Origin of the sequence: Escherichia sp. SCLE84 (assembly GCF_012584495.1) — a bacterium.
GTDB lineage: Bacteria > Pseudomonadota > Gammaproteobacteria > Enterobacterales > Enterobacteriaceae > ECMA0423.
The window spans coordinates 3841105-3854244 of sequence record NZ_CP051430.1; the positions used below are offsets into that span (position 1 = coordinate 3841105).

General features: G+C 50.4%; 9 protein-coding genes and 2 tRNA genes. 10 read left to right on the forward strand and 1 reads right to left on the reverse strand.

The features are described 5' to 3' along the window. Positions 1-10: 10 nt before the first annotated feature. Together HGD79_RS18640 and HGD79_RS18645 are read left to right on the forward strand one after the other, a co-directional pair. Positions 11-97: transfer RNA gene (locus HGD79_RS18640), tRNA-Leu, on the forward strand. Between the two features lie 456 nt (positions 98-553). Next, positions 554-2179 (forward strand): phosphoethanolamine transferase, encoded by a 1626-nt coding sequence (locus HGD79_RS18645; protein ID WP_001399811.1) that lies wholly within the window; start codon positions 554-556, stop codon positions 2177-2179. Positions 2180-2186: 7 nt separating this feature from the next. On the opposite strand, the gene argG is transcribed toward HGD79_RS18645, so the two are convergent. Further along, positions 2187-3530: an argininosuccinate synthase gene (gene argG, locus HGD79_RS18650; protein ID WP_000207683.1), complete on the reverse strand. Its 1344-nt coding sequence runs from the start codon at positions 3528-3530 to the stop codon at positions 2187-2189. Between the two features lie 347 nt (positions 3531-3877). Here argG and HGD79_RS18655 point away from each other — a divergent pair. From HGD79_RS18655 to pnp, 8 genes are all read left to right on the forward strand, one after another. Then, positions 3878-3954: transfer RNA gene (locus HGD79_RS18655), tRNA-Met, on the forward strand. A gap of 206 nt (positions 3955-4160) precedes the next feature. Then, a complete protein-coding gene (rimP, locus tag HGD79_RS18660; protein WP_001300397.1) occupies positions 4161-4613 on the forward strand; it encodes a ribosome maturation factor RimP in 453 nt (150 codons plus the stop codon). 27 nt (positions 4614-4640) lie between these two features. Beyond that, on the forward strand, positions 4641-6128 hold the full coding sequence (gene nusA / locus HGD79_RS18665; protein ID WP_001031057.1) for a transcription termination factor NusA: 1488 nt from the start codon (positions 4641-4643) through the stop codon (positions 6126-6128). Between the two features lie 24 nt (positions 6129-6152). Then, complete coding sequence (gene infB, locus HGD79_RS18670) at positions 6153-8825, forward strand: translation initiation factor IF-2 (RefSeq protein WP_000133044.1); 2673 nt, start codon at positions 6153-6155, stop codon at positions 8823-8825. A 163-nt stretch (positions 8826-8988) separates the two neighbouring features. Continuing rightward, positions 8989-9390 (forward strand): 30S ribosome-binding factor RbfA, encoded by a 402-nt coding sequence (gene rbfA / locus HGD79_RS18675; RefSeq protein ID WP_001040205.1) that lies wholly within the window; start codon positions 8989-8991, stop codon positions 9388-9390. Beyond that, positions 9390-10334, forward strand: a complete 945-nt coding sequence (gene truB / locus HGD79_RS18680) for a tRNA pseudouridine(55) synthase TruB (protein WP_000089698.1) — start codon at positions 9390-9392, stop codon at positions 10332-10334. The genes rbfA and truB overlap by 1 nt, the downstream gene beginning before the upstream one ends. A gap of 148 nt (positions 10335-10482) precedes the next feature. Then, positions 10483-10752 (forward strand): 30S ribosomal protein S15, encoded by a 270-nt coding sequence (gene rpsO / locus HGD79_RS18685; protein WP_000059466.1) that lies wholly within the window; start codon positions 10483-10485, stop codon positions 10750-10752. Positions 10753-10998: 246 nt separating this feature from the next. Beyond that, positions 10999-13134, forward strand: coding sequence for a polyribonucleotide nucleotidyltransferase (gene pnp, locus HGD79_RS18690; RefSeq protein WP_001298740.1), 2136 nt, complete (start codon positions 10999-11001; stop codon positions 13132-13134). The last annotated feature ends 6 nt before the right edge of the window (positions 13135-13140 follow it).

The following is a 13140-nucleotide window of genomic DNA, read 5'->3' on the forward strand; positions in this document are numbered from 1 at the left end:
TAGTATCCGTGCCGAGGTGGTGGAATTGGTAGACACGCTACCTTGAGGTGGTAGTGCCCAATAGGGCTTACGGGTTCAAGTCCCGTCCTCGGTACCAAATTCCAGAAAAGAGACGCTGAAAAGCGTCTTTTTTCGTTTTGGTCCTGGTCTGAGGAATGGTTGTCAGGTATCTGTATCTCGTCCAGTTGCTTTACTCGTAGCTGGTACTTTGAAACGATGGTGCCGGTACGCCTTAGTTATAAACTTTTCCCTACTGCTGACATAATTGGCACTTTATTGTGTCAACTCCAGTTCCGGTACGAATACGGATATGTTTACTTCTCGATAAACCATCCTGCTCCTGTCAGTATAACTACTGATGGCTACGTTCTGCGTAATGTTTAGAGACGCATTGATAATGTTATTTAATTACTGAGAACAATGGCCGCATCATTTAAAAAGAAAAAACTAACAGTGTTTCGGTCTGATATGGATCAGAGTTGAAAAACATGTCTGATATAAAATTGAACATTGTTGATAATTGTTTATATTGGTTGTGAACTTGGATTTCTGGATGACAGTATTCAACAAATTTGCTAGAAGTTTTAAATCTCATTGGTTGTTGTATCTTTGTGTTATTGTTTTTGGTATTACGAACTTAGTCGCCTCTTCCGGAGCGCATATGGTTCAGCGATTGCTGTTCTTCGTCCTGACCATCCTGGTTGTTAAACGTATATCATCCCTTCCGCTTCGCCTGCTTGTTGCCGCACCATTTGTGTTACTGACTGCGGCAGACATGAGTATTAGCCTCTATTCATGGTGTACCTTTGGTACAACTTTCAATGATGGATTTGCGATTAGTGTGCTGCAGAGTGATCCGGATGAAGTTGTCAAAATGCTGGGGATGTATATCCCTTATCTATGTGCTTTTGCTTTTTTATCCCTTCTTTTTTTGGCAGTAATAATAAAATATGATGTTTCCTTGCCGACAAAAAAAGTGACAGGAATATTATTGCTGATTGTCATTTCGGGCAGTTTATTTTCCGCTTGTCAATTTGCTTATAAAGATGCAAAAAATAAAAAAGCGTTCAGTCCATATATACTAGCGTCGCGATTTGCTACCTATACGCCGTTTTTTAATCTCAACTATTTTGCTTTAGCAGCGAAAGAGCATCAAAGATTACTCTCAATTGCAAACACGGTGCCGTATTTTCAATTATCAGTCAGGGATACAGGTATTGATACCTACGTGTTGATTGTGGGGGAGTCTGTACGTGTCGACAATATGTCTTTGTATGGATATACACGCTCTACGACACCGCAAGTTGAAGCACAAAGAAAACAGATCAAACTGTTTAATCAAGCAATAAGCGGCGCACCTTACACTGCGCTGTCGGTTCCCCTTTCTTTAACTGCTGATTCTGTTTTGAGTCATGACATTCATAATTACCCCGACAACATTATTAATATGGCTAATCAAGCAGGATTTCAGACTTTCTGGCTAAGCTCGCAATCCGCTTTTCGGCAGAATGGTACAGCAGTTACCAGTATCGCCATGCGCGCCATGGAAACAGTCTATGTCAGAGGATTTGATGAATTGTTGTTGCCGCATTTATCGCAAGCGTTACAGCAAAAGACGCAGCAAAAGAAACTGATTGTTCTTCATTTAAATGGAAGCCATGAACCGGCTTGTAGCGCCTATCCGCAATCCAGCGCCGTGTTTCAACCGCAGGACGATCAGGATGCCTGCTATGACAACTCCATTCATTACACAGACAGTTTGCTAGGTCAGGTTTTTGAATTATTAAAAGATCGCCGCGCCTCGGTCATGTATTTTGCCGACCACGGCCTGGAACGCGACCCTACGAAGAAGAACGTCTATTTTCATGGAGGCAGGGAGGCCAGCCAGCAGGCATATCATGTCCCGATGTTTATCTGGTATAGCCCCGTTCTTGGGGATGGCGTGGATCGCACAACAGAAAACGATATCTTTTCCACTGCGTACAATAATTACCTTATTAATGCGTGGATGGGGGTAACAAAGCCGGAACAGCCGCAAACGCTGGAGGAAGTGATTGCACACTATAAAGGAGACTCACGGGTTGTGGATGCAAACCATGATGTTTTCGATTATGTGATGCTCAGAAAGGAGTTTACAGAGGATAAGCAAGGTAACCCCACCCCTGAAGGGCAGGGTTGATGTCGAATTACTGGCCTTTATTTTCCAGATTCTCCACCTGCGGCACGCCTGAAGTGGCAGAGGAGGAGAGCAGGCCAGTTTTGGCATAACCGAAAAGTTTCTCGCGGGTATCGGTGATATCCAGGTTGCGCATGGTCAATTGACCAATACGATCATCTGGCGAGAACACCGAGTCGCCTTTTTCCATCGTCAGACGCTCTGGCTTGTAGGTCAGGTTCTCTGAGACGGTATTCAGGATTGAATAATCGTTCCCACGGCGCAGCTCCAGGGTAACTTCACCAGTGATCTGGCTGGCAACCCAGCGTTGCAGAGAGTCACGCAGCATCAGCGCCTGGGAGTCAAACCAACGCCCCTGATACAGCAGACGGCCCAACTGACGACCATGCGCGTGATACTGCTCAATGGTGTCTTCGTTGTGAATACCGGTCAACAGACGTTCATACGCAATGTGCAGCAGTGCCATCCCCGGAGCTTCGTAAATACCACGGCTTTTCGCTTCGATGATACGGTTTTCAATCTGGTCGCTCATGCCCAGGCCGTGACGACCGCCGATGCGGTTAGCTTCCAGCATCATTTCTACGTCGTCGCTAAAGGTTTTACCGTTCAGCGCCACCGGATGACCTTGCTCAAAGCGTACTGTGACTTCTTCTGCCGGGATCTTCACGCTCTCATCCCAGAATTTCACGCCCATAATCGGGTTGACGATTTTGACGCTGGAGTTGAGGTATTCCAGATCCTTCGCTTCATGCGTTGCACCAAGCATGTTGGAGTCTGTGGAGTAGGCTTTTTCGACAGACATTTTGTAGTCGAAACCGCAGGCAATCATAAATTCAGACATCTCATGACGGCCGCCCAGTTCATCAATAAAGTCAGTATCAAGCCACGGTTTGTAAATCTGCAGTTCAGCATTGGTCAGCAGACCATAACGATAGAAACGTTCGATATCGTTTCCTTTATAGGTGCTACCGTCACCCCAGATATTCACGCCATCTTCTTTCATCGCAGCAACCAGCATGGTACCAGTCACGGCGCGGCCCAGCGGCGTCGTGTTGAAATAGGTCAGGCCGCCGGTGGTGTTATGAAATGCGCCACACTGAATAGCGGCAATACCTTCGGCCACCAGTTGTTTGCGGCAGTCGATCAGACGTGCGTTCTCCGCGCCGTATTCCATGGCACGACGAGGGATCGCATCATAATCCTCTTCGTCTGGCTGGCCCAGGTTTGCAGTATATGCATAAGGAACCGCTCCCTTTTGTCGCATCCACAGCAGTGCGGCACTGGTGTCCAGACCGCCAGAAAAAGCGATACCAATACGTTGACCTACCGGGAGATGCTTGAGAATCGTCGTCATAAAATAACACCCTGCTTAATTAACTGATGATGAGCCTGGATTTCCGCTCTCACTGAATTTTTATGCAAAATAAATGAGTTTTCATTTAATCATCTTTTATCGGAGACAGGAAGAGTTTAGTGTGTTTTTTGTAAAATAATGCGCTTAAGGGAGAGCAGGAGAAGGCAAAAGTATTCAACAAATGAAAGTGAATTGGATATTCATTCACGTGATTAGCAATAAACGTTGACAAAATGTGGCATGGATCACTATAATGCCTGCAGATTTTACGTCCCGTCTCGGTACACCAAATCCCAGCAGTATTTGCATCTTTTACCCAAAACGAGTAGAATTTGCCACGTTTCAGGCGCGGGGTGGAGCAGCCTGGTAGCTCGTCGGGCTCATAACCCGAAGGTCGTCGGTTCAAATCCGGCCCCCGCAACCACTTTCCCTTAGAGTCCTTTTTCAAATATACTGTGAAGACTTCGGCCTTCGTAGTGGGATTTGAAAAAATCCTTCTGGAAAGTGCTCCAGACCGCAGTTGCGGTTATAGGGTTCAGTTATATAAAGCCCCGATTTATCGGGGTTTTTTGTTATCTGACTACAGAATAACTGGGCTTTAAGCCCTTTTTTTATGTCTTGGGGGTGGGCTTGTCCACATTAGAGCAAAAATTAACAGAGATGATTACTGCGCCAGTTGAGGCCCTGGGTTTTGAACTGGTTGGCATCGAATTTATTCGCGGTCGCACATCCACACTGCGCATCTATATTGATAGTGAAGATGGCATCAATGTTGATGATTGTGCTGATGTGAGCCACCAGGTAAGTGCTGTGCTGGATGTTGAAGATCCCATCACCGTTGCTTATAACCTGGAAGTCTCCTCACCGGGTCTCGATCGCCCACTGTTCACGGCTGAACACTACGCCCGTTTTGTCGGAGAAGAGGTGACTCTGGTTCTCCGTATGGCGGTACAAAACCGTCGTAAATGGCAGGGCGTTATCAAAGCGGTAGACGGTGAAATGATCACAGTTACCGTCGAAGGTAAAGATGAAGTGTTCGCGCTGAGTAATATCCAGAAGGCGAACCTGGTTCCCCACTTTTAATAGTCTGGATGAGGTGAAAAGCCCGCGATGAACAAAGAAATTTTGGCTGTAGTTGAAGCCGTATCCAATGAAAAGGCGCTACCTCGCGAGAAGATTTTCGAAGCATTGGAAAGCGCGCTGGCGACAGCAACAAAGAAAAAATATGAACAAGAGATCGACGTCCGCGTACAGATCGATCGCAAAAGCGGTGATTTTGACACCTTCCGTCGCTGGTTAGTTGTTGATGAAGTCACCCAGCCGACCAAGGAAATCACCCTTGAAGCCGCACGTTATGAAGATGAAAGCCTGAACCTGGGCGATTACGTTGAAGATCAGATTGAGTCTGTTACCTTTGACCGTATCACTACCCAGACGGCAAAACAGGTTATCGTGCAGAAAGTGCGTGAAGCCGAACGTGCGATGGTGGTTGATCAGTTCCGTGAACACGAAGGTGAAATCATCACCGGCGTGGTGAAAAAAGTAAACCGCGACAACATCTCTTTGGATCTCGGCAACAATGCTGAAGCCGTGATCCTGCGCGAAGATATGCTGCCGCGTGAAAACTTCCGCCCTGGCGACCGCGTTCGTGGCGTGCTCTATTCCGTTCGCCCGGAAGCGCGTGGCGCGCAACTGTTCGTCACTCGTTCCAAGCCGGAAATGCTGATCGAACTGTTCCGTATTGAAGTGCCAGAAATCGGCGAAGAAGTGATTGAAATTAAAGCAGCGGCTCGCGATCCGGGTTCTCGTGCGAAAATCGCGGTGAAAACCAACGATAAACGTATCGATCCGGTAGGTGCCTGTGTAGGTATGCGTGGCGCGCGTGTTCAGGCGGTTTCTACTGAACTGGGCGGCGAGCGTATCGATATCGTCCTGTGGGATGATAACCCGGCGCAGTTTGTGATTAACGCAATGGCACCGGCAGACGTTGCTTCTATCGTGGTGGATGAAGATAAACACACCATGGATATCGCCGTTGAAGCCGGTAACCTGGCGCAGGCGATTGGCCGTAACGGTCAGAACGTGCGTCTGGCTTCGCAGCTGAGCGGTTGGGAACTCAACGTAATGACCGTTGACGACCTGCAGGCTAAGCATCAGGCGGAAGCGCACGCAGCGATCGACACCTTCACCAAATATCTCGACATCGACGAAGACTTCGCGACTGTTCTGGTAGAAGAAGGTTTCTCGACGCTGGAAGAACTGGCCTATGTGCCGATGAAAGAGCTGTTGGAAATCGAAGGCCTTGATGAGCCGACCGTTGAAGCACTGCGCGAGCGTGCTAAAAATGCACTGGCCACCATTGCACAGGCCCAGGAAGAAAGCCTCGGTGATAACAAACCGGCTGACGATCTGCTGAACCTTGAAGGGGTAGATCGTGATTTGGCATTCAAACTGGCCGCCCGTGGCGTTTGTACGCTGGAAGATCTCGCCGAACAGGGCATTGATGATCTGGCTGATATCGAAGGGTTGACCGACGAAAAAGCCGGAGCACTGATTATGGCTGCCCGTAATATTTGCTGGTTCGGTGACGAAGCGTAATAAACTGTAGCAGGAAGGAACAGCATGACAGATGTAACGATTAAAACGCTGGCCGCAGAGCGACAGACCTCCGTGGAACGCCTGGTACAGCAATTTGCTGATGCAGGTATCCGGAAGTCTGCTGACGACTCTGTGTCTGCACAAGAGAAACAGACTTTGATTGACCACCTGAATCAGAAAAATTCAGGCCCGGACAAATTGACGCTGCAACGTAAAACACGCAGCACCCTTAACATTCCTGGTACCGGTGGAAAAAGCAAATCGGTACAAATCGAAGTCCGCAAGAAACGCACCTTTGTGAAACGCGATCCGCAAGAGGCTGAACGCCTTGCAGCGGAAGAGCAAGCGCAGCGTGAAGCGGAAGAGCAAGCCCGTCGTGAGGCAGAAGAATCGGCTAAACGCGAGGCGCAACAAAAAGCTGAACGTGAGGCCGCAGAACAAGCTAAGCGTGAAGCTGCTGAACAAGCGAAACGTGAAGCTGCGGAAAAAGACAAAGTGAGCAATCAACAAGACGATATGACTAAAAACGCCCAGGCTGAAAAAGCCCGCCGTGAGCAGGAAGCTGCAGAGCTCAAGCGTAAAGCTGAAGAAGAAGCGCGTCGTAAACTCGAAGAAGAAGCACGTCGCGTTGCTGAAGAAGCACGTCGTATGGCGGAAGAAAACAAATGGACTGATAACGCGGAACCGACTGAAGATTCCAGCGATTATCATGTCACAACTTCTCAACATGCTCGCCAGGCAGAAGACGAAAGCGATCGTGAAGTCGAAGGCGGCCGTGGCCGTGGTCGTAACGCGAAAGCAGCGCGTCCGAAGAAAGGCAACAAACACGCTGAATCAAAAGCTGATCGTGAAGAAGCACGCGCAGCAGTACGTGGCGGTAAAGGCGGAAAACGTAAAGGTTCTTCCCTGCAGCAAGGCTTCCAGAAGCCAGCTCAGGCCGTTAACCGTGACGTTGTGATCGGCGAAACCATCACCGTTGGCGAACTGGCGAACAAGATGGCGGTTAAAGGCTCTCAGGTCATCAAAGCGATGATGAAACTGGGCGCAATGGCAACCATCAACCAGGTTATCGATCAGGAAACCGCACAGCTGGTTGCTGAAGAGATGGGCCACAAAGTTATCCTGCGTCGTGAAAACGAGTTGGAAGAGGCGGTAATGAGCGACCGTGACACGGGGGCTGCGGCTGAACCGCGCGCGCCGGTTGTGACCATCATGGGTCACGTTGACCACGGTAAAACCTCTCTGCTGGACTACATTCGTTCAACGAAAGTGGCCTCTGGCGAAGCGGGCGGCATTACCCAGCACATTGGTGCATACCACGTTGAAACTGAAAACGGCATGATCACCTTCCTGGACACCCCGGGGCACGCCGCGTTTACTTCAATGCGTGCACGTGGTGCGCAGGCAACGGACATCGTAGTCCTGGTTGTTGCTGCCGACGACGGCGTGATGCCGCAGACCATCGAAGCAATCCAGCACGCGAAAGCGGCGCAGGTACCGGTGGTGGTTGCAGTGAACAAGATCGATAAACCAGAAGCCGATCCGGATCGTGTTAAGAACGAACTCTCCCAGTATGGCATCCTGCCGGAAGAGTGGGGCGGTGAAAGCCAGTTCGTACACGTATCTGCGAAAGCGGGTACCGGTATCGATGAACTGCTGGACGCTATCCTGCTGCAGGCGGAAGTTCTGGAGCTAAAAGCGGTACGTAAAGGTATGGCGAGCGGTGCGGTTATCGAATCCTTCCTCGATAAAGGTCGTGGTCCGGTTGCTACCGTTCTGGTACGTGAAGGTACTCTGCACAAGGGCGATATCGTTCTGTGTGGCTTCGAATACGGTCGTGTTCGTGCGATGCGTAACGAACTGGGTCAGGAAGTGCTGGAAGCGGGTCCGTCCATTCCGGTGGAAATCCTCGGCCTGTCCGGCGTTCCGGCTGCGGGTGATGAAGTTACCGTTGTACGTGACGAGAAGAAAGCGCGTGAAGTTGCACTCTATCGTCAGGGTAAATTCCGCGAAGTTAAACTGGCGCGTCAGCAAAAATCTAAACTCGAGAACATGTTTGCCAACATGACCGAAGGCGAAGTTCACGAAGTGAATATCGTCCTGAAGGCAGACGTACAGGGTTCTGTGGAAGCGATCTCCGACTCCTTGCTGAAACTGTCTACTGACGAAGTTAAAGTGAAGATCATCGGTTCTGGCGTAGGGGGTATCACCGAAACCGACGCCACCCTGGCTGCGGCGTCCAACGCCATCCTGGTTGGCTTCAACGTACGTGCTGATGCCTCTGCACGTAAAGTGATTGAAGCGGAAAGCCTGGATCTGCGTTACTACTCCGTCATCTATAACCTGATTGACGAAGTGAAAGCGGCGATGAGCGGTATGCTGTCTCCGGAACTGAAACAGCAGATTATCGGTCTGGCGGAAGTTCGTGACGTGTTCAAATCACCGAAATTTGGTGCCATCGCAGGCTGTATGGTTACCGAAGGTGTGGTTAAACGTCACAACCCGATCCGCGTTCTGCGTGACAACGTGGTTATCTACGAAGGCGAGCTGGAGTCCCTGCGCCGCTTCAAAGATGACGTTAACGAAGTCCGTAACGGTATGGAATGTGGTATCGGCGTTAAGAACTACAACGACGTCCGCACTGGCGATGTGATCGAAGTATTTGAAATCATCGAGATCCAACGTACCATCGCTTAAGGTTTTTAGGGTTCCATGCGGGATAAGGCGTTTACGCCGCATCCTGCATGGACTGCCTGATGCGACGCTGGCGCGTCTTATCAGGCCAACGTGAACAGCCCTTCCACCTGAAATTAATTTTAAAAAGGGGCTAACAGCCCCTTTTTTGTCAGGAGAATTTATTATGGCGAAAGAATTTGGTCGCCCGCAGCGCGTAGCGCAGGAAATGCAAAAAGAGATCGCTCTCATCCTGCAGCGTGAAATTAAAGATCCTCGCCTGGGCATGATGACCACCGTTTCCGGTGTCGAAATGTCTCGCGACCTGGCGTATGCCAAAGTATATGTGACGTTCCTCAACGACAAAGATGAAGACGCGGTTAAAGCGGGCATCAAAGCGTTGCAAGAAGCTTCTGGTTTCATCCGCAGCCTGCTGGGGAAAGCGATGCGCCTGCGTATCGTGCCGGAACTGACCTTCTTCTACGACAACTCTCTGGTTGAAGGGATGCGCATGTCAAACCTGGTGACCAGCGTGGTCAAACATGACGAAGAACGTCGTGTTAACCCGGACGACAGCAAGGAGGACTAATGAGTCGTCCTCGTCGTCGCGGTCGCGACATTAACGGCGTTTTGTTGCTGGATAAACCGCAGGGTATGTCCAGCAATGATGCGCTGCAAAAAGTGAAACGGATTTATAACGCCAACCGTGCCGGGCATACCGGTGCGCTGGACCCGCTGGCAACTGGCATGTTGCCAATTTGCCTCGGGGAAGCGACGAAGTTTTCCCAGTATCTGCTGGACTCCGACAAACGCTATCGGGTCATTGCGCGTCTTGGACAGCGTACCGATACTTCTGATGCCGACGGACAAATCGTTGAAGAACGTCCGGTAACCTTTAGCGCAGAGCAACTGGCGGCGGCGCTGGATACTTTCCGTGGCGATATCGAACAGATCCCTTCGATGTATTCAGCACTGAAATATCAGGGTAAAAAACTGTACGAATATGCGCGTCAGGGCATTGAAGTACCGCGTGAAGCGCGCCCGATTACCGTTTATGAATTGCTGTTTATTCGCCACGAAGGCAATGAGCTGGAGCTGGAAATTCACTGCTCAAAAGGCACTTATATCCGCACCATCATTGATGACCTGGGTGAAAAACTCGGTTGTGGCGCGCATGTTATTTACCTGCGTCGTCTGGCGGTAAGTAAATATCCGGTTGAACGGATGGTGACCCTGGAACATCTGCGTGAACTGGTCGAACAAGCCGAACAGCAGGATATTCCGGCTGCGGAGTTACTTGATCCATTACTGATGCCAATGGACAGTCCAGCTTCGGACTACCCGGTGGTGAATCTTCCGTTAACGTCTTCTGTTTACTTCAAAAATGGTAACCCAGTTCGTACATCCGGTGCGCCGCTGGAAGGACTGGTTCGCGTTACAGAAGGTGAGAACGGCAAATTTATCGGTATGGGCGAAATTGACGATGAAGGCCGCGTTGCGCCTCGTCGCCTGGTGGTTGAATACCCGGCGTAATGTTAACCGTCTTGCGATAACAGGTCGCTACGAGTAGAATACTGCCGCTTAACGTCGCGTAAATTGTTTAACACTTTGCGTAACGTACACTGGGATCGCTGAATTAGAGATCGGCGTCCTTTCATTCTATATACTTTGGAGTTTTAAAATGTCTCTAAGTACTGAAGCAACAGCTAAAATCGTTTCTGAGTTTGGTCGTGACGCAAACGACACCGGTTCTACCGAAGTTCAGGTAGCACTGCTGACTGCACAGATCAACCACCTGCAGGGCCACTTTGCAGAGCACAAAAAAGATCACCACAGCCGTCGTGGTCTGCTGCGCATGGTTTCTCAGCGTCGTAAACTGCTCGACTACCTGAAACGTAAAGACGTAGCACGTTACACCCAGCTCATCGAGCGCCTGGGTCTGCGTCGCTAATTCTTGCGAGTTTCAGAAAAGGGGGCCTGAGTGGCCCCTTTTTTCAAGCTGACGGCAGCAATTCACTGGAAACTAATGTATTGTTGCTATGAATGATCTTCCGTTGCAGAGGTTCGCGCGGCTAATGAGAGGCTTTACCCACATAGAGCTGGGTTAGGGTTGTCATTAGTCGCGAGGATGCGCAGAAGATCGGGTATTAACACCAGTGCCGTAAGGTACTGTCTAAGAAAGAGAAAGGATATTACATTGCTTAATCCGATCGTTCGTAAATTCCAGTACGGCCAACACACCGTGACTCTGGAAACCGGCATGATGGCTCGTCAGGCTACTGCCGCTGTTATGGTTAGCATGGATGACACCGCGGTATTTGTTACCGTTGTTGGCCAGAAAAAAGCCAAACCAGGTCAGGACTTCTTCCCACTGACCGTTAACTATCAGGAGCGTACCTACGCTGCTGGTCGTATCCCGGGTAGCTTCTTCCGTCGTGAAGGCCGCCCAAGCGAAGGCGAAACCCTGATCGCGCGTCTGATTGACCGCCCGATTCGCCCGCTGTTCCCGGAAGGCTTCGTCAACGAAGTTCAGGTTATCGCCACCGTGGTTTCTGTTAACCCGCAAGTTAACCCGGATATCGTCGCGATGATTGGTGCTTCCGCAGCACTGTCTCTGTCTGGTATTCCGTTCAATGGTCCGATTGGTGCTGCTCGCGTAGGTTACATCAATGACCAGTACGTACTGAACCCGACTCAGGACGAGCTGAAAGAGAGCAAACTGGATCTGGTTGTTGCCGGTACTGAAGCCGCTGTTCTGATGGTTGAATCTGAAGCTGAACTGCTGAGCGAAGACCAGATGCTGGGCGCAGTAGTGTTCGGTCATGAACAACAGCAGGTTGTTATTCAGAACATCAATGAACTGGTGAAAGAAGCCGGTAAACCACGTTGGGACTGGCAGCCGGAGCCGGTAAACGAAGCGCTGAACGCGCGCGTTGCTGCACTGGCTGAAGCTCGCCTGAGCGATGCTTACCGCATCACCGACAAACAAGAGCGTTATGCGCAGGTTGATGTCATCAAATCTGAAACCATCGCGACGCTGCTTGCTGAAGACGAAACCCTGGACGAAAACGAACTGGGTGAAATTCTGCACGCTATCGAGAAAAACGTTGTTCGTAGCCGCGTACTGGCAGGCGAACCGCGTATCGACGGTCGTGAAAAAGATATGATCCGTGGTCTGGATGTGCGTACTGGCGTGCTGCCGCGTACTCACGGTTCTGCGCTGTTCACCCGCGGTGAAACGCAGGCACTGGTTACTGCAACGCTGGGTACCGCTCGTGACGCGCAGGTTCTTGATGAACTGATGGGCGAACGTACCGATACCTTCCTGTTCCACTACAACTTCCCTCCGTACTCCGTAGGCGAAACCGGCATGGTCGGTTCTCCGAAGCGTCGTGAAATTGGTCACGGTCGTCTGGCGAAGCGCGGCGTGCTGGCAGTCATGCCGGATATGGACAAATTCCCGTACACCGTACGTGTAGTGTCTGAAATCACCGAATCCAACGGTTCTTCTTCTATGGCTTCCGTGTGCGGCGCGTCTCTGGCGCTGATGGACGCAGGTGTGCCAATCAAAGCTGCCGTTGCGGGTATCGCAATGGGTCTGGTGAAAGAAGGCGACAACTACGTTGTACTGTCTGACATTTTGGGCGACGAAGATCACCTGGGCGATATGGACTTCAAAGTTGCAGGTTCCCGCGACGGTATCTCTGCACTGCAGATGGATATCAAAATTGAAGGTATCACCAAAGAGATCATGCAGGTTGCGCTGAACCAGGCTAAAGGTGCGCGTCTGCATATCCTGGGCGTAATGGAACAGGCGATCAACGCGCCGCGTGGCGATATCTCTGAGTTCGCACCGCGTATCCATACCATCAAGATCAACCCGGATAAGATCAAAGACGTTATCGGTAAAGGCGGCTCTGTTATCCGTGCCCTGACCGAAGAAACTGGCACTACCATCGAAATCGAAGATGACGGTACTGTGAAGATCGCAGCGACCGACGGCGAGAAAGCGAAACATGCTATTCGTCGTATCGAAGAGATCACTGCAGAAATCGAAGTGGGCCGCGTCTACACTGGTAAAGTGACCCGTATCGTTGACTTTGGCGCATTTGTTGCCATCGGCGGCGGTAAAGAAGGTCTGGTCCACATCTCTCAAATCGCTGACAAACGCGTTGAGAAAGTGACCGATTACCTGCAGATGGGTCAGGAAGTACCGGTGAAAGTTCTGGAAGTTGATCGCCAGGGCCGTATCCGTCTGAGCATTAAAGAAGCGACTGAGCAGTCTCAACCTGCTGCAGCACCGGAAGCTCCGGCTGCTGAACAGGGCGAGTAAGGTTGC

What these genes read in the sequence shown, in the direction of transcription:
- nusA (WP_001031057.1), top strand. Translation starts at nt 4,641, where the DNA reads ATGAACAAAGAAATTTTGGCTGTAGTTGAAGCCGTATCCAATGAAAAG.
- truB (WP_000089698.1), top strand. Translation starts at nt 9,390, where the DNA reads ATGAGTCGTCCTCGTCGTCGCGGTCGCGACATTAACGGCGTTTTGTTG.
- argG (WP_000207683.1), bottom strand. Translation starts at nt 3,530, where the DNA reads ATGACGACGATTCTCAAGCATCTCCCGGTAGGTCAACGTATTGGTATC.
- rpsO (WP_000059466.1), top strand. Translation starts at nt 10,483, where the DNA reads ATGTCTCTAAGTACTGAAGCAACAGCTAAAATCGTTTCTGAGTTTGGT.
- rbfA (WP_001040205.1), top strand. Translation starts at nt 8,989, where the DNA reads ATGGCGAAAGAATTTGGTCGCCCGCAGCGCGTAGCGCAGGAAATGCAA.
- infB (WP_000133044.1), top strand. Translation starts at nt 6,153, where the DNA reads ATGACAGATGTAACGATTAAAACGCTGGCCGCAGAGCGACAGACCTCC.
- HGD79_RS18645 (WP_001399811.1), top strand. Translation starts at nt 554, where the DNA reads ATGACAGTATTCAACAAATTTGCTAGAAGTTTTAAATCTCATTGGTTG.